This window comes from Rhodococcus sp. 05-2256-B1 (genome assembly GCF_002258465.1).
Lineage (GTDB): Bacteria > Actinomycetota > Actinomycetes > Mycobacteriales > Mycobacteriaceae > Rhodococcoides > Rhodococcoides fascians.
This window is the reverse complement of record NZ_NOZA01000030.1, coordinates 310128-331122: the sequence shown is the minus strand read 5'-3', so window position 1 is coordinate 331122 and position 20995 is coordinate 310128. Positions and strand designations below refer to the sequence as shown.

Below are 20995 nucleotides of genomic sequence, written 5' to 3'. Positions count from 1 at the left end.
TCAGTTGACGACAGGGGTGAGCGTCTTGAGCTGGGCCTTCTCGAAGTACAGCTCGAAGAGCCTGCGGTGATCGCACCAGGAGGTGTCGTGGTCGACGGGCAGGATGGCCTCGGGCTTGTGCACCAGCCGCATCAGCTTGTCGATGTTGTCGGCAAGCATGGTCTCGGCGAACCGAGGAGAGATACGGACGCTGACGCGTTCGACGAACTCGTCCCAGCTCACCAGGTCGAGGCCGAGGAGCTCGGCATACAGATCGTGTCCGTAACCGGTCGGGTTACTGGGCAACAATCGGGTGAGCGGGTGGCTCCGCAGTGCGTTGCCGGCCATGACGTCGCACATCACGTCCACCGGGACGTAGTTCATTCCCGGCCCGTCCCAGATCGCGCCGGCGGCGATCGCCAACTCCACGATGCGCCAGAAGCTGTAGACGCGGCCCGGATCGAGGCCAAGGTCGGTACTGCCGAGGATGTAGGGGGCCTCGGCCAGCGTGACGGAGTACGTGTCCGACATCGACAACCACCCGAGCAAGGTGGCGTTGACCCACTTCATCTGGGCGTACCCGGAGTACCACCACGAGTCGGGACGACGGAAGTCCTCGGGCTTCTGATAGAGATGCGCGCCGATGCTGCCGACGTAGGTCAGATGCTTTCGGGCCGAGGTGATGCTGAATTCGAGGATGCGCAGCACGCTGACGAACCAGTCGTCCCGCAGCTCGGCGTAGCTCTCGGTGTAGTCGGTCGAGCTGGCGCAGTTGAAGATCTGGCCCACACCGGCTGCGAGTTCGAAGTACGCGGCCTTGTCCAGACCGAAGCGGAACGAGGTCGGCGTGCCTTCGACGATCCGAATCTTGTCTGCATCGACCGTGATCTCGTACTGATCGAACGTGCGCTGGAGTCGCTCGAGGGCCGACTCCTCCTCGGTGGAACGAACCACGGCGTACACGACGTCGACGGCGGAGTCCCGGGTGAGACGGCCGATCAGATGCGCGCCGAGAAACCCGTTCGCTCCGAACACGAGCGCAGTGTCGGTACGCGGTGGTGCCATGCTCGCGACGCGGCGACGAGTCTCCTCGTCGATGAACGGCCGCAGCGCGGTGGGATCGCCGTTGCTGAGGGCAACGACATCGGCGTACTTGCCGGCAAAGCGAAGCCCCGGGCATTCGCTGGTGATCAGTGCGTCCGCGTGCGGCCAGATAGGCCGTTGCGATCCGTCTCCGAACAGTGCTTCTACGTGCATTCGTACTCCCCCTGCAACGGTCGGTGTCCCACATCACTCGGACTGGCAGACGTTAACAACGCAGCGCGCGTCGTAGTCGCTGGTTTCGAAAGTCTGGTACGCCCCACAGCGTCGCTCAACCGGCGTTGAGAATGTTCCCAACAAAACACAGAATGCAGGCCGTCTCGTTGGAGCACACCACGACCGATTCGCGTTCCACAGGACAAAGAGGGTCGTTCGAAGGTCTAATCGTTCTTCATGACCGCCGTCGAGCCCAACCCCCTCCTGAGACCCCAGCGCGACCCCAGCAGCGGCGAGGCCGCGCAGGCCTGGGCAGCGATCACGGCGCAGGCTCCGCAGTACCCACGAGTGTCCGTCTCGGCCGACGTGCGCATTCCGATGAGCGACGGAGCGGCCCTGCGCGCATACGTCTTCCGCCCCGCCGATGCGTCCGGGGCGCCGGTACCGGGGACGTTCCCGACGGTCCTGAACCTGACGCCTTACAACAAGCTGCTGATCAAAGGTATCGATACGATCCTCGAAACACCGATACTCGGCCGAGCCATCAGGAAGTTCTCGTCGGCGTTCGACCTGACCGGTACCGCGTTCGACGGCATCACCGAAATCACTCGTGTGGTCGCGGGCGGAGCCGCGGATCTGTTGTCGGTGAACCGCCACCTGGTCCGCAGCGGGTACGTCCAGATGATCGTCGACGTTCGAGGAACCGGAAGCTCCACCGGAACCTGGGACGTGCTGGGCACCCGAGAACAACAGGACTCGACCGAAGTGATCGAGTGGGCGCGCCGGCAATACTGGTGCAACGGCAGAATCGGTATGGCGGGCATCTCGTACTCTGCGATCAACGCACTGCAGGCGGCAGCCAAGAGACCCGACGGGCTCGACGCGATATTCGCCGTCGAAGGTTCGGTGGACATCGTTCGCGAGATCTTCGCAACCGGAGGCGCGACCTCGGCGTTCATTCCCCTGTGGCTCGCTGCTGTCAACGGACTCAAATGGGCACCTGCGGTGAGAGGAATCGATACCGTCGCCTGGCTTCGCGATCGCGTCCGATCACCTGCGACCGACCTGTTCGATCTGGCCAAAGGCTTTGTGACGGGCAATGATCCACGAATCTACGACGACCCGTACTACGACACCATCGACGCCGTCATCGAGGACATCACCGCACCGACCTTTCTCTACGGCTGCTGGCACGACATCTTCGGCAGCTCGGCCCCGGACATCTACAACCGACTCGCTCTCGAACGCGGCTCCAAACAACTACTCGTCGGCGACGGCTACCACGTCAATCCCGGAATCGGCTTCGGCGAACCGGGTTTTCCACCACGACTGGACGTACTCGAGCGAGCCTGGTTCGACAGGTGGCTGTGCGACATCGACAACGGAATCGAGAACTACGGGCCGGTCACACTCCGACAACAGGGCGGCAATTGGACTGCGCACGGCCGCTTTCCGGCTCCCCAGGCACAGTCCCGCAGGCTGTATCTGTCGGCCGAAGCGTCGAACACCGCCGCCCACGCCGCCGGCGACGGCAGCCTCGCCTTCGAGCCGTCCACGTCGTCCGGCGTGCTGACCGTACGTCCGTCCCTGCGTGCCGTCGTATCTCGGGAAACCACACAGGTTCTCGCCGGTGTCACGGCTCTACTGGGCGGCGGCTTCACCTACGACAACCGATTCGCCGAAGGTGCCGCCGCCACGTTCACCACCGAACCCGCCCGCGCGGACGCCGTGCTGTCGGGGCCGATGAACCTGCATCTGCGCGTGATCTGCCATGCCCGAGAAGCATTGTGGGCGATCATGATCTGCGACGTCGCCCCCGACGGTAAGTCGACCGTGCTGAGCAACGGGGCGTTGCTCGCGTCTCGCCGAGCCGTGGACGACGAGCGATCACTGTTCGCACCGAACGGCGACTACACCCGGCCGTACCACCCGCTCACCAAGGCCGCTGTGCTGCCGGTACCCGTGGGGCAGCCCATCACACTCGACATCGACATTCTCGGCACCGAAGCTGTGATCGCGACGGGTCATCGCCTCCGGGTGGCCGTATTCGCCACCGACGCACCACGGTTCATCCCCATCCTGCCGGACCTCGTTCGCACTCGACTGAAACCGCAGGACATCGCGATCGACCCACACGATCCCAGTTACCTGGTGGTTCCGGTACTGGGCGACCCCGACTGGTAGGAACGAGAACATGAGAATCGAACAAGGCATCGCGCCGTCGAACTCCATCGACATCGCGTACGAGGACATGGGTTCCGTCGACGACCCCGCCGTACTGCTCATCATGGGTCTGTCCGCGCAGCTGACGCTGTGGCCCATGGACTTCTGCACGCGTCTCGTCGACGCCGGCTATCGGGTGATCCGCATCGACAACCGCGACATCGGGCTGTCGACGAAGATGACGGGCAGGAAGGTGCACGGCTGGCAGATTCTTCGGCTCCTCCGGCACGAACTGGGGATGTCGTCGGACGTCCCGTACACGATCGTCGACATGGCCGCCGATGCGGTCGGCGTACTCGACCACCTCGAGATCGACTCCGCGCACGTCGTCGGCGCGTCGATGGGCGGCATGATCACGCAGGTGTTCGCCGGTAGCTACCCGCAGCGAACCAAATCCGTGTCCATTCTGTTCTCGAGCACCAACGAGGCATTCCTGCCACCGCCGGATCCCCGGGCACTACTGCCGTTGATCGGTGGCGTCGGCAAGGACGCCACGAAGGACGAGATCATCGCGCATTCGGCGAAGACACTGTCCACGATCGGCTCCCCCGGGTTCCGGACACCGCTCGAGGAACAGCTCGAAATCGCCCAGGTGATGTACGAACGCAACTACAACCCGTCCGGCGTCATTCGGCAGATGGCGGCCATCACCGGTACCGGCAGCCTCAAGCCCTACGCACGGAAGATCGACGCACCGACGACCGTCATCCACGGGACCGCGGACCGACTGGTGCGGCCGGCCTGTGGCAAGGCCATCGCCCGGGCGGTTCCCGGCGCGGAGCTGACCCTCATCGACGGCATGGCACACGACCTGCCGGCCGCGTTGCTCGACCGAATCAGCGGCCTCGTGCTGGCCAACTTCGCTCGCACGAACGCAGCCTAGATCTCGGCAGGACAGAACGACGAAGGCCGGCCTCCCACAGGGAGACCGGCCTTCGTTCGGAGCTGAAAGAAATTACGCGTTCGCGTCGTCCTCGAGGAGGTTGCGAGTGCGGTTGGGATCGACCTGGACGCCGGGTCCGGTGGTGGTCGAAACGGTGACCTTCTTGACGTAGCGACCCTTCGCCGACGACGGCTTCGCACGCAGGATCTCGTCCAGTGCGGCACCGTAGTTCTCGACCAGCTTGGTCTCGTCGAACGAGGCCTTGCCGATGACGAAGTGCAGGTTGGCCTGCTTGTCGACGCGGAAGTTGATCTTTCCGCCCTTGATGTCGTTGACGGCCTTGGTCACATCGTTGGTGACCGTGCCCGTCTTCGGGTTCGGCATCAGGCCACGAGGTCCGAGGACACGGGCGATGCGGCCGACCTTGGCCATCTGATCGGGGGTCGCGATAGCGGCGTCGAAGTCCAGGAATCCGCCCTGGATGCGCTCGATCAGATCTTCTGCACCGACGACGTCGGCTCCTGCTGCCTCGGCTTCAGCAGCCTTCTCACCAGCGGCGAAAACAATAACCCGAGCGGTCTTGCCGGTGCCGTGGGGAAGGTTGACGGTGCCGCGCACCATCTGGTCTGCCTTGCGGGGGTCGACGCCGAGTCGCACTGCGACCTCGACGGTGGGGTCGAACTTGCTCGACGCGGTCTCCTTGGCCAGCTTGGCGGCTTCCAGAGGCGAGTAGAGGTTGTCCTGGTCGATCTTGGCGGCCTGCTCGAGGTAGGCCTTACTGCGCTTTGCCATGTCTTACTGTCCTTCGTTCGAGTTCAGAGTGGTTGACGAGCCTGGCCGGCTCTCCCACGTGTGATGCTTGGAGAGGCTGAAAATCAGCCTTCGACCGTGATGCCCATCGAGCGAGCAGTGCCGGCGATGATCTTCGCGGCCTGATCGATGTCGTTGGCGTTGAGGTCTTCCTGCTTGGTCTTGGCGATCTCGCGCACCTGATCCATGGTCACCTTGGCGACCTTGGTCTTGTGCGGCTCGCCGGAGCCCTTCGCCACGCCTGCAGCCTTGAGCAGCAGCTTGGCAGCGGGAGGAGTCTTCAGCTTGAAGTCGAACGTACGGTCCTCGTAGACCGAGATTTCGACGGGCACGACGTTGCCGCGTTGCGACTCGGTCGCGGCGTTGTACGCCTTGCAGAACTCCATGATGTTGACGCCGTGCTGGCCCAGTGCGGGGCCGACGGGCGGTGCCGGGTTGGCGGCGCCGGCCTGGATCTGCAGCTTGATGATCCCGGCTAGCTTCTTCTTCTTCGGGGGCATGTCTTGTTTCCTTGTATTCGCTCGGGTTTCTTGCGGTTGCTACTGCAAGTCTGTGCGGTCGGCTTCTAGATCTTGGAGACCTGGGTGAAGCCGAGCTCGACCGGGGTTTCACGGCCGAAGATCGATACCAGCACCTTGAGCTTCTGCTGCTCTGCGTTAACCTCGCTGATGCTGGCCGGGAGGGTCGCGAACGGGCCGTCCATGACGGTGACCGACTCGCCGACCTCGAAGTCGACCTCGATGGTGGGCTTCGACGTGGTCTCGCTGCCCTGCTCGGCAGTGCCTGCGGCCGCTTTCGCGTCCTTCTTGGCACCTTCCTGCGGCATGAGGAACTTGACGACCTCGTTGATGGTCAGCGGCGACGGACGTGACGTCGCGCCGACGAAACCGGTGACGCCGGGAGTGTTGCGGACCGCACCCCAGGACTCGTCGTTCAGTTCCATGCGGACCAGGATGTAGCCCGGCAGAACCTTGCGGTTGACCTGCTTGCGCTGGCCGTTCTTGATCTCGGTGACCTCTTCGGTGGGAACCTCCACCTGGAAGATGTAGTCACCGACGTCGAGGTTCTGCACACGGGTCTCGAGGTTGGCCTTGACCTTGTTCTCGTATCCGGCGTAGCTGTGAATGACGTACCAGTCACCGGGAGCGCGACGCAGAGCCGCCTTCATCTCGGCAACGGGGTCTTCGGGCTCTGCAGTGACGTCGACGTCAGCGGTGACCTCGGATGTCTCGTCGCCTTCGGCGGGAACGTCGTCCCCGGCGGCAGCGGCGACGTCGGCCTTGATTGCTTCGTCCGTCTCGCGGTCCTGAGCGGCCTGCTCCGCTTCGAGGCCCTGCTTGGTCGCCTCGACATCGGCGTCGAATGCGGCCACTTCGGTGGCGTCGTTGTGCGGCGTGCTCACGTCAGCACCCTTTCTCTAGTTCCTGCTCGGTTCGATCGTCGAAAGTCACGGCAACTGCGTTCGGTCAACCGAACAGCCAGCCGACGCCCTTGATGAACAGCAGATCGAGGCCACTGATGAACGCGACCATGAACGCCAGGAAGACGAGCACGACGGTGGTGTAGGTGACCATCTGCTTCTTGTTCGGCCAGATGACCTTCCGAAGCTCGGCGACGACCTCGCGGAAGAACTGCAGCAGACGCAGAAACACATTCGGTCGCTTGTCGAGCTTGGCCTTGCCGGACCGAGCCTTGCCCGAAGCCGCCTTCGCGGGCGCGGCCTTCGTCATCGAGACTCCGGCGGCGCTGCCACGGGACCTGCCGGACGCGCGCTTACCGGTGGGAGCCACTGCGCCTGCAGCGGCATCATCTGCGGTTGTGTCAGCATCGGAGAGACGGCCCTCGGAGCCAGGTGCGACGTCGTCTGGAGCCGAGGAGTTCTCGAACTCCTCCGATCGACCGTCGCGCTTACCGCGCTCCTCGCTCACGTCGTTCCTCTCAGTTGCTGACACCTTGGGCAGGGGCGACAGGACTTGAACCTGCAACCTACGGTTTTGGAGACCGTTGCTCTACCAATTGAGCTACGCCCCTTCGGCCGAAAACTTCTCGGCCGCTCTGGTGTCCACCCGACGCATTCACGCGAACCCACACAACCTCCGAGGAGGACGCGGGCAGCGCACAGCGCTGGATTACCCCAGAAATCTCAGTGTACTGCACACCCTTCGGAACAGATAAATCCCGTCGTTCCGGCAGCTCGGTGGCCGTCCGGATCGACCCATCATCAGGCCAAGCGAACCGTAGCGGTCGCTCGCCCGAAAATCTTCTTGCCCTCGAACTTCGCCACGATAGCGATGACGGCAGTTCTCTCGTCCGCATCCACCGACTTGATCTTGCCGGAGAACTCGACCGCAGCCGCGGAGTCCTCGGACACGTAGACCGAGCTGGTGAAGCGAACGTTGTATTCGGTGACCGCACCGGGATCACCCAGCCACGACGTGACGAACCCGGCACCGAGGCCCATCGTCAGCATGCCGTGCGCGATCACATTGTCCAGGCCGGCCAGGCGGACGACCTCGTCGCTCCAGTGAATCGGGTTCGGATCTCCCGAGACACCCGCGTAGTTCACCAGATCGCCGCGCGTGAGCATGACGACTCGCTCCGGCAACTCGTATCCGACGGAGACGTCGTCGAAGCTACGAAGCGCCATGCATGATCACTTCCTTGACCGCGTGCGCGATGTTCTCGTCGACCTCGCCGCCGGTACGCGCGACGATGGTCGTCCACGTCGTCTGCACGACCTCGCCGTTCTGGTCGGTGACGATGTTCTTGGTGGTCATGATGTCGCTGCCACTCATCTGACGGAACGACTCGAGGTGGACATCGCACACCAGTCGATCGCCGACCTGAATCGGGCGATGAAATTGCAGCCGCTGATCGGTCTGCAGAATCTGGCTCGGGTCGTACCCGGTGATGACCTCTTTGAACATCCGCGTCTGCGCGATGATGCCGACCAGCGAAATGAAGGTCAAGGGCGCGAGGAGACCGTCGTAACCGAGGCCCTTCGCTGCGTCCTCGTCGTGATGCGCGGGATGGAAGTCCTGGACCGCACGCGCGTACTCACGGACCTTTTCGCGGCCGACCTCGTAGAAGTCGTCGACGCGGTAATGAAAACCGACCATGGACGCCGCGTGAGCGGATACATCCATGGCCGGAATTTCAGCTGATGCCGCAGCATCGTGTGGTGCTTGTGACACGGTGGAAACGACCTTTTCTACCCTTACAGAAGGGCAGTTGGACCTAGCGAGACTCGCGGTGCGCCCGGTGCGTGCCGCAGTTGGAGCAGAACTTCTTCAGCTCGATGCGGTCGGGATCGTTCCGACGGTTCTTCTTGGTGATGTAGTTGCGGTGCTTGCAAACCTCGCAGGCCAAGGTGATCTTGGGCCGCACATCGGTGGAGGAGGCCACTGGACGCCTACTTTCGGGTAAATCTGATCTGGGTCAATCAGGACTGTTCATGCGTGCTACTTGCCGTGCTTGCCTACTGTGTAGCGGTGACCGGACTTGAACCGGCGACGCAACGATTATGAGTCGTTTGCTCTACCAACTGAGCTACACCGCCTCAGGTGCTCATCGTCCACCATCCCACGAACGGGAGCGCGACGTCGAGCCATCCAATCCAGCGAGCCCCCTAACGGAATCGAACCGTTGACCTTTTCCTTACCATGGAAACGCTCTACCGACTGAGCTAAGGGGGCGGGTGACTACGGGAACTCTCGTTCCGCAGGCTCCACCTCAGAACACGAACAAGCCGTGCGCTGAAGCCTTCAAGAGGTTACACATTCCGAGCACCGACTGCCAAATTGCGAGGTCAGCGGCCCTGATATGTCCTCTTCACATGGAAACCCCAGCGAGAAAATCTCTCGCCGGGGTTCCAGGTGTGGCAGATGTAGGATTCGAACCTACGTAGGCATAAGCCGACGGATTTACAGTCCGCTCCCATTGGCCGCTCGGGCAATCTGCCGTGCTGCGATCGAAGTCCGTGCTGGTCTTCGGCGCGGTGAGAAGAATACAACGAACGTCCCCCCGGAACGCAAACCGGGTGGATACGGTCGGTAGCGGGCCGATAAAGTCCCAGCGGGATGTGGACCGACACCACCGCAGAAACAAATTTTCGATTCGACTGGAGAGTGTGAGAAGTGGCTGATTCGTCCTTCGACGTAGTGAGCAAAGTCGACCGGCAGGAAGTGGACAACGCTCTCGGACAGGCCGCGAAGGAGCTGGCGACCCGCTTCGACTTCCGAGGATCGGACACCAGCATCGAGTGGTCCGGCAGTGGCGAGTCCGAGACCATCGTCATCACGTCCGAATCCGAGGAGAAGGTCAAGGCAGCTCTGGACGTCTTCAAGGAGAAACTGATCCGACGCGACGTATCGCTCAAGGCTTTCGAGACCAACGACCCGGCCGCGTCCGGCAAGGTCTACAAGGTCACCGGCAAACTCGTGCAAGGCATCAGCACCGAGAACGCCAAGAAGATCTCCAAGAAGATCCGCGACGACGGCCCCAAGGGCGTCAAAGCGCAGATCCAGGGCGACGAGCTGCGCGTGAGCAGCAAGAAGCGCGACGACCTGCAGGCAATTCAACAGTTGCTCAAGAACGAGGACTTCGGCATCGCCCTGCAGTTCGTCAACTACCGGTAGAGCGCCGCATGTGAGTGGAACCTCGTAGCAGACTACGAAGTTCCACTCACATGCCGCAGGCTCCGCTCAGTACGGCCGATGGCCGGCCATCCGCTCGAGCCGTTCGATTCGGTCGGCCATCGGCGGGTGGGTGGCGAAGAGCGCGCCCGCCTTGTCGCCGATGCGGAACGGATTGGCGATCATCAGATGCGACTCCGCGGCCAGCCGCGGCTCGGGCGGCAGCGGTGCCAGCTGCACCCCCTGCTCGAGTTTGCGCAGCGCCGACGCCAGCGCCAGCGGATCACCGGTCAGCTCGGCACCGGACTGATCGGCCTGATACTCCCGAGAACGAGAGACCGCCAGCCGCACCAACGTGGCCGCGATGGGTCCCAGCATCGACACCAGAAGCAGAGCGAGCGGATTGGCTCCCCCGTTGCCGCGGCCACCGAAGACGTTGGCGAAGAAGGCCAGGTTCGCCAGGCCCGAGATGACCGCCGCCATGGCACCGGCCACCGACGAGATCAGGATGTCGCGGTTGTACACGTGCGAGAGCTCGTGTCCGAGTACCGCTCGTAGTTCGCGCTCGTCGAGCATGCGCAGAATGCCCTCGGTGCAGCACACGGCTGCGTTGCGCGGGTTCCGCCCGGTGGCGAACGCGTTGGGATTGTTGGTCGGGCTCACGTACAGCGCGGGCATCGGCTGATGCGCCGTTGTCGCCAGTTCCCGCACGATCCGGTACATCGCCGGCTGTTCGAGCTCACTGACCGGCACCGCGTGCATCGACTTCAGAGCCATCTTCGCGCTGTTGAAGTACGCGTAACCGTTGACGCCGACGGCCAGCACGATCGACCCGATCAGAATCATCGAGTTACCGAACAACGAACCGATGAAGACGATCAGCGCAGACATCCCGACCAGCAGGCCGAATGTCTTCGCACCGTTGGCGTAACTGTTCATCGTGACGGGTGCCTCCTCGTACCGGGTGTTCCTACCCGATTCAACGACGGCACCCCGACGCGCAGTTCCCGACCACTGCGTGGGCGACTACCCCACGCGTTCGACGGTGTAGTTCACCAGTCGGCCCAGGGCGTCGTTGGCCGGTCCCTGCGGCAGCAGTGCGAGCTCGGCGTAGGCGCGGTCGGCGTACTCGCCGAGGGTCTTCTTGGCCGCGACCATGCCGGGTGACCGCTGCAACAGCTCCAGGGCCTCGGTGACCAGCGCATCCTCGGTGACCGGGCCGGCCAGGATCTCGCGGAGGCGGTCGCCGTCGGCACCTTCCTCGCGGAGCGCGAACAGCACCGGCAGGGTGTGCACGCCTTCCCGCAGGTCGGTGCCGGGAGTCTTACCCGACTGCTCGGTGGCCGAGGAGATGTCGATGATGTCGTCGGAGATCTGGAACGCGGTGCCGACAGCGTCACCGAGGCGCTCGAGGCGTCCCACGTGCTCGGCATCGCCGCCACTGAACGTGCCGCCGAAGCGCCCACAGGAGGCGATGAGCGACCCGGTCTTCTCCCACACGACCTTCAAGTAGTGCGCGATGGGATCGTCGGTGCTCTTGGCCCCGATCGTTTCGCGCATCTGCCCGGTGACCAACTCGGCGAAGGTCTCGGCGATGATGCGGACGGCGTCGGGTCCGAGGGTGGACACCAGACGCGACGCATGTGCGAACAGGTAGTCGCCCGCGAGAATGGCCACACTGTTGCCCCAGCGTGAGTTCGCACTCTCGGCTCCGCGGCGCATCGACGCCTCGTCCATGACGTCGTCGTGATAGAGCGTCGCCAAGTGCACCAGCTCGACCACGGTGGCGGCGGTGACGATCGCCGGATCTGTCGGCGACGGCCCCAGCTGGCCGGTCAGCACGGTGAACAGGGGTCGGAATCGCTTGCCGCCGGCCTTCGCCAGATGCAGAGCAGCCTCGGTGAGGAACTCTTCGCCGTCGGACAGTTCGCTGATCATCAGCTCTTCGACGCGCGCGAGACCGTCGGCGACGGATCGAGCGAGCTCCGGGTCACCCAGGTCGACTCCGGCAACGACCGTTACTGCGGTCGCGTCGTCTGTACTCACGATGTTGATCCCTGTCCTGTCGTCGGCGTCGAGCGGCGATGGATGACGGAAACTGCTGCTCGGGTACTACCGTAGTGAACCTAGTGTGCACACTCGCACGACGGTGCCGCCCACCACAGGTGACTATTCCCTCACCGAACCGAGCCCGAGTCGCTTCCCGACGCGCCCTCCAGGGCCAATGAGTGAACGACGTCACCGCTCCGACGGTGAACACGCCCGATGAGCAGGGCCTCGACAACGGTCGACCGAAGGCCCTGACGGCGCAGCACCGCGGCAGTCGGGATACTGGGATCTGTGACCTCATCCAACCCGGCCCTGCCCTCCTCGACCGATGTGTTGGTCGTGGGCGCGGGCCCCGCAGGATCGTCCGCGGCAGCGTGGGCAGCGCGTTCCGGCCGCGACGTCGTACTCGCCGACGCGGCCGTCTTTCCCCGGGACAAGACGTGCGGCGACGGGCTGACTCCGCGCGCTGTCGCCGAACTCGATCGGTTGGGCCTGGGTGAATGGGTTCGCGGTACCGCGCGCAATCGCGGGTTGCGTCTGAGTGGGTTCGGCCAGGAACTCGAGCTCGAATGGCCGAGCAGATCGTTCCCTGCGGTGGGCAGCGCCGTCCCGCGAACCGAATTGGACGACCGCATTCGCCGCGTCGCCGTCGAGGCCGGGGCTGTGATGGCCGAGGGTGCCAAAGCGGTGTCCGTCACCCGCGACGGAAATGCGGTCCGATCGGTGACGCTGCAGACCGGCGAAGGCAGCCATGAGGTCGCGTGCCGCACTCTGATCGTCGCCGACGGAGTCCGGTCCACGCTGGGCAAGCAACTCGGACGCCAGTGGCACCGCGACACAGCGTTCGGCGTCGCCGCCCGCGCGTACATCACGTCTGCGCGCAGCGACGACGAATGGATCAGCTCGCACCTCGAACTGCGCGACGGCGCAGGCACTCTGCAGCCCGGCTACGGATGGGTCTTCCCCCTGAACGACGGCAACATCAACATCGGCGTCGGCACGCTGGCCACCGCCACCCGGCCCGCACCGGGAGCCCTGCGCCCCCTGCTGGACCTCTACACCCAGCAGCGGCGGTCGGAATGGGAACTGACCGGCGAGCTACGGTCGGTCGCGTCGGCGCTGCTGCCGATGGGCGGGGCGGTCTCCGGCGTCGCGGGGGTGAACTGGGCGATCATCGGCGACGCCGCAGCGTGCGTGAACCCACTCAACGGTGAGGGCATCGACTACGGACTCGAAGGCGGCCGCATGGTCGTCGACCTTCTCGATCACGCGGACCTGACCGACGCCTGGCCGACCCTGCTGCGTGAGCACTACGGTCAAGCCTTCTCCATTGCTCGACGCCTCGCCGGACTGCTGACCGTGCCGAGGTTCCTGCCCGCAGCGGGTCCGGTGGGCATGCGCTCGCGGGCACTGATGAAAGTTGCCGTCCGGTGCATGGGCAACCTGGTCACCGAGGCCGACAGCGACCTCGTCGCTCGTACGTGGCGAACCGCAGGAACCACGTCACTGAAAATCGATTCGCGGCCGCCGTTTTCGTAGCCGCGCGCGGGCTCAGGGCCGAATTGCCTTGTGTAGTGCCACGATTCCGCCGGTGAGGTTGCGCCACTGCACGTCGGTCCAGCCGGCGTCGGCGATGCGCTGAGCCAACTGCTCCTGGGTGGGCCACGCGCGAATGGACTCGGCGAGATAGACGTAGGCGTCGGGGTTGCTGCTCACTGCGCGAGCGACTTTGGGGAGCGCCTTCATCAGGTACTCCATGTATGCCGTGCGGAACGGGCCGAAGACCGGGGTGGAGAATTCCGAGACCACAAGACGCCCACCGGGTTTGGTGACCCGAGCGATTTCGCGCAGACCGGCATCGAAGTCGGAGACGTTGCGAAGGCCGAACGAGATGGTGGCGGCGTCGAAACTGGCGTCGGCGTACGGAAGTGCCATCGCGTCACCGGCGACCATCGGCACTCCGCGGGAGAGTCCGGCTCGGAGCATGCCCTTGGAGAAGTCGGTGGCGACGCACCAGGCCCCGCTGCGTCCGAGTTCGACCGTGGAGACGCCGGTGCCGGCGGCGAGATCGAGGACCCGCTCGCCCGGCTTCAGGTCGAGTGCTCGGCGGGTCAGCTTGCGCCAGCTGCGGTCCTGGCCGAACGACAGAACGGTGTTGGTGATGTCGTAGCGGCGGGCGACGCCGTCGAACATCGACGCCACCTCGTGGGGCTCTTTTTCCAGGGTTGCGCGCGATGTCGTGGCCACGAACTCCAGCTTACTCAGGCTGCTTCGGTCACCCGTGGCGCTGTGATGCCTTGCACGTCGTAGTAGTGGGAGATCAGCTCGTCGCAGATGGCAGGCCAGGTGCGGTGCAGAACCGATCGGCGGGCGGCGTTGCCGAAGCGGGCGCGGGTGGTGGGTTCGGCGAGGGCGCCGACTGCACTGGGCAGCAGCTCGGTGAACTTGTCGACCGGCAGTAGGTAGCCGTTGCGGCAGTGCGAGACCAGATCGCGGGGTCCGCCGGCGTCGGGACCGATGACGGGCACTCCGCTGGCGAGGGCTTCTTGGACTGCCTGACAGAAGGTTTCGTGTTCGCCGGGGTGGACGAAGATGTCGAAGCTGGCGTAGGCCTGCGCGAGTTCGTCGCCGCCGAGTTGCCCGGTGAAGATCGCGTTCGGCATCAACGCCTGCAGTGCTGCAGTATCGGGTCCGCCACCGACGATCACCAGCTGGATCGACGGATCTGCGGCCAGTACGGCAAGCCGTTCGACGTGCTTCTCCGGCGCGAGCCTGCCGACGAACCCGACGATCAGCTTTTCGCCGGATCCCCATCGGCCGCGAAGGGTGGCCGACGCGGCCGAGGGCGCGAACCGAACCGCGTCCACTCCCCTGGCCCACCGGTGTACGCGCGGGATGCCGTGCTGCTCGAGAGCGTCGACGGCCGAGGTGGACGGTGCCAGAGTGCGGGCCGCTCCGCGGTGCAGTCTCCTGGTCCAACGCCACGCGGCCTTCGAGGTCAAGCCGAGGCCGTAGCTCGCGGCGAATCCTGCGACATCGGTCTGGTAAACGGCGACGGCAGGCACGTCGAGGCGGTTGGCGGCGGCCAGGCCGCCCGCTCCGAGCAGGAACGGGGACGCCAGATGCACGACGTCGGGCGCGAAGGTCCGTAGCGCCGAGACCATCCCGAGGCCAGGAACACCGACCGGCAGGGAGCTGACCTTCGGCACCATGACGGACGGCACTCGGTGGACCGGGACGCCGTTGTGCCAGGTCGCCGCTCGCGGTCCCGACGGGTTGTCGGGGGCGACGACGATGGCGTCGTGCCCGGTCTTCTCGAGATGTTCGAGGACACGGATCACCGAGTGGGTGACGCCGTTCATGTTGGGTAAGAACGATTCCGCAACGATGGCTACTCGCACGGTCCTCAGTGTGGGTGGCCACGCAGTCACCCAGGCATGGACGACGTTACGTGTGGGCCAACGTCACACGAATTGCTGGGCGACCCACGACGGACTCGGGTTGGTGCGGTGTCCGGTACCCACGAACACCGTCGGAACCGTCTCGTTCCCGTCGTTCACCGACCGAACCCGCGCTGCGGCAGCAGCATCTGCGCGGATGTTCGTCCACACGGCCTTCTTTCCGCGGAGCAACAGCGCAACCCGTAGCCGAAGGCAGAAGATGCAACCGGGACGCCAGTAGATCAGCGGCACCGATTTTTCGGTCGCGAACACTCGAGACGCGTCGTCGGATACAGAGCGCGGATACAGCACCGGAGTCGTCAGAACGAGCAGAAACACCACCACGAGCACCATGATCACCATCGAGGACGCGATGTTGCCGAAGTTCACCAACGCGAACCCGGCCACTGCGGCGACAGCAGCGATGACCCGCTGTCTGGCATTACGCATCCTGTACCTCCATGCGCTCGGCCTTCATGCGCGGGGTCTCCTTGCGACGTAACCAGAACAGGGCAGGCCCGGCGATGAGCCACGTGACGACGATGACCGATCCGGCAGGAACGATCGCTACCGCGGCGTCACGGCCGGCGACACGCACCAGCAGGTCGCTGTCGCTGTCGTTGTCGTCGGAGTCCGCCTTGTAGTACTCGACCTCGATGCGCTGCCCCACGACGAGATTGGTGGGGTACAGCACGCCGAGTCTGGGATTGTGGGTCACGCCGTCGGGGGTGATGAAACTGACCGCCGAACGCAATTTGCCCGCTGAGAGCACCTCGGCCGTCGCGACGCCCTTGTCGGAGTCGATGGTGACGTCGTTTCGCCAGGCACCGACCACCAAAAGGACCGACAGAACCGAGATGGCGACCGCGACCACGAGCACGACCAGCCGGATTCTGTGCAGAGTTCGGCTGCCCCTCTCGGTGTCGGTCACAGCATTCAGGTTACTTCGCGGCCGGTTCGCCTCCGCTCCGGTAGCCTCTGTGCTCATGTCGCGCAGCTTCGAGTTCACCGTCGAATCGTCCAATCCGCCCGCTGACGTGCACGCCGCACTCACCAGTGAAGACCAGTGGGCCGCTCGCTTCGCCAAGGCGAAGAAGACGGACGGGTACGAGATGACCAAGCACGACGACGGCGGCTTGACCGTGGACATCACGGAGGAGGTCGGCACGTCCGAACTGCCCGGGTTCGTCACGAAAGTCATCAAGGGCAAGCTGATCGTCTCGCGTACCGACCACTGGGGTCCGCTCGAAGGCGACCACGCCGAGGGCACGCTGGTCGGCGGCACCACGGGTCTACCCGCGAAAGTGAACGGCACCCTCTCGCTTCGCCCCGACGGCACCGGAGCGAAACTGGTCGTCAAGGGTGAGTCGACGGTCAAGATTCCGCTCGTCGGCGGCAAGATCGAAGACCTGATCAACAAGATGATCAAGGACATGATCGATCAGGAAACCGGCGAAACACTCGAATGGGTTGCTGCGCAACAGAATTAGAGACGGGCCCGGATCGCTGCGTGTAGGTCGCGCAGCCCGGACCGTTCCGTGGTCACTTCCAACACGCGGATTCCGTCGGCGTGCCCGGTGAGTTCGGTTGCCAGATCGGCCACGTCCACCAGGCGATGTTCGACGCGGTAGGCCCCGCACAACGCTCCCAGGTCCATTCCGTGCGGTGTTCCGAACACCCGCTCGAACACACCCGCGTACTGCGGGTCGCCCTGTTCGAGAAGCTCGAAGATGCCGCCGCCGTCGTCGTTGGCGACGACGATCGTCAGGTCGTCCGGACGCGGCTCGCCGGTGCCGATGAGCAGACCCGCCGCGTCGTGCAGGAACGTCAGATCACCGAGAAGCGCCACGGTGCGGCGCTTTCCGGCCATTGCCGCACCGATGGCCGTCGAGACGGTGCCGTCGATGCCGGCCACGCCACGATTGGACAGAACCTTCACGCCCGGGATCGGAGTCGAGACCAGGGCCGCGTCGCGCACGGGGTTGGAGGCTCCGAGCACCAGCTGATCTCCGGGCTGCAATGCCGACATCACCGCGTCGGCGACGTGCAGACCCGTCGGCTTGGGGTGCTCTCGAAGTTGTTGGTGCACAGCCTTTTCGGCTCTCTCGGACAGCGCGGCGCAACGGGCGATCCACGCGGGATCGGGTGCGCCGGTGGTCACGGCACGCGTGCCGGTGGCCAGCACGTTGCCCGAGACGTCGGGCCAACGCGGGCCGGTGGTGAGCGCGATGACGTCCACCGCCGGATCCGCGAGCAGCGCCGACACCTGACGGTGCAGTGTCGGACGACCGGTGATGACGGCTTGACGCGGCTTCAACTGCGCAAGAGCCAAGGGGTGCAATGCAATTCCGTGCAGCGGTGCCGTCGGCTCCGCGACGGTCGGTAGACCGGCCAACTCCGGACGGACAGCGCCGCCGTGCCCGGACACGACCACGGTGTCGACCGACAGATCGAGCTCGACGGGCACGTCGAGCGTCGCCTGGGTGGTCGAGGTCCACGGCAACCCGTCGGGACGTCCCTCGGGCCGGGCCCCGGGATCACCGAGAGCGGGAACCAGCGGCTCGCGCAATGGGATATCGAAATGCACGGGCCCGGCGTTGCCCGAGCGCGCACCCCGCGCAGCGGCGATGACTCGCGAGACGGCGCTGCGCCACTGACTGTTCTGCTTGGGGCCTTCCTCGGCGAGTCCGAGGCTGATGGTTGCGCGCACCTGGGATCCGAACAGACCGAGCTGCTCGATGGTCTGGTTGGCACCGGTGCCGAGCATCTCGTACGGCCGATTGGCAGAGATGACGATCAGCGGGATGCGCGCGTAGTTCGCTTCGAGGACAGCCGGCCCCAGGTTTGCCACCGCCGTTCCCGACGTCATCACCACCGGGACGGGTTGGCCGCTACCCAGGCTCAGTCCGATGGCCAGAAATCCGGCGGTGCGCTCGTCGATACGCATGTGCAACCGCAGGCGTCCGGCCACATCGGCTTCCTGCAACGCGAACGCCAACGGGGCGTTACGCGAACCGGGACAGAGCACGACGTCTTCGATACCGCTGCGTGCCAGTTCGTCGACAACAGCGGTGGCCTGAGCGGTGGACGGGTTCACAGAATCCAGAGTGTCAGACTCTCCCGTCGGCCGCCGCAACCGGGCTTTGACAGTATTGAGACGTGCGTACAGTCTTCCGACCCGATGAGGTCACCCCACGTCGCTTCTACCAGCTACTGACCGCGTCGGTGGTGCCCCGGCCTATTGCGTGGATCTCCACGGTCTCCGCCGACGGTGTGGCGAACCTCGCGCCCTACAGCTTCTTCACGGTGTCCTCCGTGGAGCCGCCGGTCGTCCAGTTCACCTCGGTGAGCCGCAAGGACAGTTTGCGCAACATCGAGTCCACCGGCGAGTTCGTGGTCAACCTGGCGACGGCACCGTTGGTCGATCAGGTCAACGGCAGCTCGGCGAGCTTCGAGCACGGCGTCAGCGAGTTCGAGGCCGTCGGCATCGAGAGCGAACCCAGCGCGATCGTCACGCCGCCGCGGGTAGCTGCCGCCCCGATCGCCATCGAAGCCACGCTGCACCGCGTCGTCGAGGTGGGAAACTGCTTCGTCGTCATGGGCAGCGTCGTCGCGGTGTCGGTTCGACCGGAATTTCTCGCCGAGGACGGCCTGCCCGAGTTCGAGACCATCGCACCGCTCAGTCGACTCGGCCGTACCGAGTGGGGACTGCCGCCCGAGGTTCGCGAGATCGAGCGACCTTCTTGATTCGCTGGCTGCTGCTGGTTCTCGTCACGGTCGCACTGACCGTCGGGGCCGATGCACTCGGTGTGCCGTCGGCTGCGTTGTTCGTTGCACTGTTGGTGGCGATCGTGTTCGCGCTCGCCGGGTGGGCTCCGACGACCGGAACCGAACGGGCCCCGCTGCCGCGCAGACTCGGCATGGCGGCGCAGGCAGTACTCGGCGTCGAGATCGGCACGCTCGTGCAGAGCGACACTCTGAGCTCGCTGGGCGATACCTGGCTGCCGGTACTGCTGGCATGCATCGGCACCCTGTTGCTGTCGATCGCGGCCGGCGCGCTGCTGGGGCTTCGTAAAGACATCGATTCACTGACCGGCTCCTTGGCGCTGGTCGCAGGCGGAGCCTCGGGACTGGTGGCGATCACCCAGGAGTTGGGCGGCGACGAACGCGTGGTCGCGGTGGTGCAATACCTGCGCGTCGTGCTGGTGACAACGACGCTGCCGCTGGTCGCAACCCTGGTGTTCGACGCCCAACCCGGACAGTCGTCGGTCACCGCCGACGTGCACGAGGCGCTGTGGATCGATCTTGCGTTCGTCCTGATCTGCGGCGTCATCGGGGTAATGCTGGCCAAGGTGATCCGGCTGCCCGCCCCCGCCCTACTCGGACCGCTGATGATCGCCACGCTCGCCGACGTGCTCGGCGTCTCGTTCGACGCGTCCGTCCCGACGCTGTTGCTGTGGGCGGCGTACATCGTCATCGGCTGGCAGGCCGGACTGCGGTTCACCGTCGCCAGCTTGAAGTCGATCTCGCGGGTCCTGCCCGCATCGCTGATGTTGATCATCGCCGTTACCGTCTGCTGCGCGATGCTCGGCCTGTGGCTGGCGTCGGCGACGGGGACGAGCGGCTACGAGGGCTACCTCGCGACCACTCCCGGCGGGGTGTACGCCGTGCTGGCCATTGCCGCGTCGACCGGGGCGAACGTCACCTTCGTCGTGGCCGCCCAGGTGATCCGCGTGTTCATGATGCTGTTCGCAGTACCCGTCGGAGCCAAGGTGGTCCAGCGCTACCGGCGCGGTCGGCCCGAGTGAGAGATCGACGCAACCCCATCGCAGCTTAGGGTCGGCTAACCTGTGCGGCATGGGTAAGTACCTCAAACCGGAGAACCCCGCGTTCTACCGCCTGACCGTGCTCGGGAGCGAGCGAATCAGCCCCAGCTTCATCCGGGTGACCCTCGGCGGCGATTCGTTGTCGAACTTCCGCTACATGGGCTACGACCACTGGTTTCGCCTGTTCCTGCCGCAGCCGGGCCAGGACGAGCCGCGCATCCCCAGCGCCACCTCGATGCTCTGGTACGCCCAGTATCTGACGTTCTCCAAGGACACAAAGCCGGCGGTCCGCAACTACACGGTCAGCCAGTACCGCGCTACGGGAGAGGGCACACACGGCGACGGCCCGGAGCTGGATGTGGACTTCGTGGCGCACGGCGAAGTAGATGGTGGCGGCGGAACCGGTGGTCACAGTGGGCCGGCGTCGTCGTGGGCTACCAGGGCGGTCCCAGGCGATCGCGTCGCGATCTTCGACGAAGGCCGCATCTACACGTTCGAGGGACAATCGAGCTGGCAGTTGCTCGTCGGCGACGAGAGTGCTGCCCCGGCGATTCTCGGCATTCTGCGGTCGTTGCCGGCCGACGTTCGGGTCAAGGCCTTCGTCGAAGTGCCCACCGAGGCCGACATCCAGAAGCAGGACGTGCACGCAGGCGTCGAGATCGAATGGATCGTGCGCCCGAACCCGCTGGCCAAGCCGGGCGAGGCCGCGTTGGCCGCGGTGCAGAAAGCCGAGCTTCCGGACGGCGATCCGTTCGTCTACGTAGCAGGGGAACAGGGGTTGGCGACGGGCCTGCGTAGATACCTGGTGAACGAGCGTTCCGTACCCAAGTCTCGGATCTGCTTCACCGGATACTGGAAGTTCGGTAAAGCCGCCCCGTAGCCCTCGATTAGTGT

General features: G+C 64.9%; 23 protein-coding genes and 4 tRNA genes. 8 read left to right on the top strand and 19 right to left on the bottom strand.

The window, feature by feature from the left end; translation table 11 throughout:
• Window positions 1–1236 carry an SDR family oxidoreductase gene (locus CH285_RS18785; protein ID WP_094643949.1) on the bottom strand — a complete coding sequence of 412 codons (1236 nt, stop codon included), beginning with the start codon at window positions 1234–1236 and terminating at the stop codon, window positions 1–3.
• 237 nt (window positions 1237–1473) lie between these two features.
• Here CH285_RS18785 and CH285_RS18780 point away from each other — a divergent pair, with 237 nt between their 5' ends.
• Together CH285_RS18780 and CH285_RS18775 are read left to right on the top strand one after the other, a co-directional pair.
• The gene (locus tag CH285_RS18780) at window positions 1474–3420 is read left to right on the top strand and encodes a CocE/NonD family hydrolase (protein ID WP_094643948.1); all 1947 of its coding nucleotides are present in this window, start codon (window positions 1474–1476) and stop codon (window positions 3418–3420) included.
• Between the two features lie 10 nt (window positions 3421–3430).
• The gene (locus CH285_RS18775) at window positions 3431–4342 is read left to right on the top strand and encodes an alpha/beta fold hydrolase (protein ID WP_094643947.1); all 912 of its coding nucleotides are present in this window, start codon (window positions 3431–3433) and stop codon (window positions 4340–4342) included.
• 72 nt (window positions 4343–4414) lie between these two features.
• Here the strand turns inward: CH285_RS18775 and rplA are convergent, their stop codons facing one another.
• The 11 genes from rplA to CH285_RS18720 all read right to left on the bottom strand — a co-directional run bounded on the left by rplA (window position 4415) and on the right by CH285_RS18720 (window position 9113).
• Window positions 4415–5134 carry a 50S ribosomal protein L1 gene (gene rplA / locus CH285_RS18770; RefSeq protein ID WP_027498276.1) on the bottom strand — a complete coding sequence of 240 codons (720 nt, stop codon included), beginning with the start codon at window positions 5132–5134 and terminating at the stop codon, window positions 4415–4417.
• Window positions 5135–5217: 83 nt separating this feature from the next.
• Window positions 5218–5652, bottom strand: coding sequence for a 50S ribosomal protein L11 (gene rplK / locus CH285_RS18765; RefSeq protein ID WP_008713829.1), 435 nt, complete (start codon window positions 5650–5652; stop codon window positions 5218–5220).
• A 65-nt stretch (window positions 5653–5717) separates the two neighbouring features.
• Window positions 5718–6554, bottom strand: a complete 837-nt coding sequence (nusG, locus tag CH285_RS18760; RefSeq protein ID WP_032365254.1) for a transcription termination/antitermination protein NusG — start codon at window positions 6552–6554, stop codon at window positions 5718–5720.
• Window positions 6555–6618: 64 nt separating this feature from the next.
• Window positions 6619–7080 (bottom strand): preprotein translocase subunit SecE, encoded by a 462-nt coding sequence (secE, locus tag CH285_RS18755; RefSeq protein ID WP_032369898.1) that lies wholly within the window; start codon window positions 7078–7080, stop codon window positions 6619–6621.
• A gap of 30 nt (window positions 7081–7110) precedes the next feature.
• A tRNA-Trp gene (locus CH285_RS18750) sits at window positions 7111–7183 on the bottom strand.
• 190 nt (window positions 7184–7373) lie between these two features.
• Entirely contained in the window at window positions 7374–7799 is a 426-nt protein-coding gene (hadB, locus tag CH285_RS18745; protein WP_032365253.1) for a (3R)-hydroxyacyl-ACP dehydratase subunit HadB, read from the bottom strand.
• Entirely contained in the window at window positions 7786–8298 is a 513-nt protein-coding gene (gene hadA, locus CH285_RS18740; protein WP_048316186.1) for a (3R)-hydroxyacyl-ACP dehydratase subunit HadA, read from the bottom strand. Before hadA ends, hadB begins: the two co-directional genes overlap by 14 nt.
• Window positions 8299–8389: 91 nt before the next feature.
• The gene (gene rpmG, locus CH285_RS18735; RefSeq protein ID WP_027498281.1) at window positions 8390–8557 is read right to left on the bottom strand and encodes a 50S ribosomal protein L33; all 168 of its coding nucleotides are present in this window, start codon (window positions 8555–8557) and stop codon (window positions 8390–8392) included.
• A gap of 81 nt (window positions 8558–8638) precedes the next feature.
• Window positions 8639–8711 (bottom strand) — tRNA-Met (locus CH285_RS18730).
• 63 nt (window positions 8712–8774) lie between these two features.
• Window positions 8775–8847 (bottom strand) — tRNA-Thr (locus CH285_RS18725).
• A 183-nt stretch (window positions 8848–9030) separates the two neighbouring features.
• A tRNA-Tyr gene (locus CH285_RS18720) sits at window positions 9031–9113 on the bottom strand.
• A gap of 175 nt (window positions 9114–9288) precedes the next feature.
• Between CH285_RS18720 and CH285_RS18715 the strand changes: the two genes are divergently transcribed.
• Window positions 9289–9789 (top strand): YajQ family cyclic di-GMP-binding protein, encoded by a 501-nt coding sequence (locus CH285_RS18715; protein ID WP_027498282.1) that lies wholly within the window; start codon window positions 9289–9291, stop codon window positions 9787–9789.
• 66 nt (window positions 9790–9855) lie between these two features.
• Here CH285_RS18715 and htpX read toward each other — a convergent pair whose 3' ends face one another.
• Both htpX and CH285_RS18705 read right to left on the bottom strand, forming a co-directional pair.
• Window positions 9856–10725: a zinc metalloprotease HtpX gene (gene htpX, locus CH285_RS18710; RefSeq protein WP_094643946.1), complete on the bottom strand. Its 870-nt coding sequence runs from the start codon at window positions 10723–10725 to the stop codon at window positions 9856–9858.
• A gap of 87 nt (window positions 10726–10812) precedes the next feature.
• Complete coding sequence (locus tag CH285_RS18705; protein ID WP_032369738.1) at window positions 10813–11832, bottom strand: polyprenyl synthetase family protein; 1020 nt, start codon at window positions 11830–11832, stop codon at window positions 10813–10815.
• A gap of 294 nt (window positions 11833–12126) precedes the next feature.
• Between CH285_RS18705 and CH285_RS18700 the strand changes: the two genes are divergently transcribed.
• Window positions 12127–13374, top strand: a complete 1248-nt coding sequence (locus CH285_RS18700) for a geranylgeranyl reductase family protein (RefSeq protein ID WP_094643945.1) — start codon at window positions 12127–12129, stop codon at window positions 13372–13374.
• Between the two features lie 12 nt (window positions 13375–13386).
• Here the strand turns inward: CH285_RS18700 and CH285_RS18695 are convergent, their stop codons facing one another.
• From CH285_RS18695 to CH285_RS18680, 4 genes are all read right to left on the bottom strand, one after another.
• Window positions 13387–14082, bottom strand: a complete 696-nt coding sequence (locus tag CH285_RS18695; RefSeq protein WP_027498286.1) for a demethylmenaquinone methyltransferase — start codon at window positions 14080–14082, stop codon at window positions 13387–13389.
• Between the two features lie 14 nt (window positions 14083–14096).
• Window positions 14097–15236, bottom strand: a complete 1140-nt coding sequence (locus CH285_RS18690) for a glycosyltransferase family 4 protein (protein ID WP_217900717.1) — start codon at window positions 15234–15236, stop codon at window positions 14097–14099.
• A 63-nt stretch (window positions 15237–15299) separates the two neighbouring features.
• Window positions 15300–15725 (bottom strand): glutaredoxin domain-containing protein, encoded by a 426-nt coding sequence (locus CH285_RS18685; protein WP_094643943.1) that lies wholly within the window; start codon window positions 15723–15725, stop codon window positions 15300–15302.
• Window positions 15718–16206 carry a DUF3592 domain-containing protein gene (locus tag CH285_RS18680; RefSeq protein WP_176458516.1) on the bottom strand — a complete coding sequence of 163 codons (489 nt, stop codon included), beginning with the start codon at window positions 16204–16206 and terminating at the stop codon, window positions 15718–15720. The genes CH285_RS18685 and CH285_RS18680 overlap by 8 nt, the downstream gene beginning before the upstream one ends.
• 55 nt (window positions 16207–16261) lie before the next feature.
• On the opposite strand from CH285_RS18680, the gene CH285_RS18675 reads away from it, so the two are divergent.
• Complete coding sequence (locus CH285_RS18675; protein WP_027498290.1) at window positions 16262–16765, top strand: DUF2505 domain-containing protein; 504 nt, start codon at window positions 16262–16264, stop codon at window positions 16763–16765.
• On the opposite strand, the gene menD is transcribed toward CH285_RS18675, so the two are convergent.
• Complete coding sequence (gene menD / locus CH285_RS18670; protein WP_094643942.1) at window positions 16762–18372, bottom strand: 2-succinyl-5-enolpyruvyl-6-hydroxy-3-cyclohexene-1-carboxylic-acid synthase; 1611 nt, start codon at window positions 18370–18372, stop codon at window positions 16762–16764. The genes CH285_RS18675 and menD overlap by 4 nt on opposite strands.
• Window positions 18373–18434: 62 nt before the next feature.
• On the opposite strand from menD, the gene CH285_RS18665 reads away from it, so the two are divergent.
• From CH285_RS18665 to CH285_RS18655, 3 genes are read left to right on the top strand one after another with little or no spacing between them, the layout of a single operon-like run.
• Entirely contained in the window at window positions 18435–19022 is a 588-nt protein-coding gene (locus tag CH285_RS18665; protein WP_094643941.1) for a flavin reductase family protein, read from the top strand.
• Window positions 19019–20083, top strand: a complete 1065-nt coding sequence (locus CH285_RS18660) for an AbrB family transcriptional regulator (protein WP_094644056.1) — start codon at window positions 19019–19021, stop codon at window positions 20081–20083. Before CH285_RS18665 ends, CH285_RS18660 begins: the two co-directional genes overlap by 4 nt.
• Window positions 20084–20132: 49 nt before the next feature.
• Complete coding sequence (locus CH285_RS18655; RefSeq protein ID WP_094643940.1) at window positions 20133–20981, top strand: siderophore-interacting protein; 849 nt, start codon at window positions 20133–20135, stop codon at window positions 20979–20981.
• The last annotated feature ends 14 nt before the right edge of the window (window positions 20982–20995 follow it).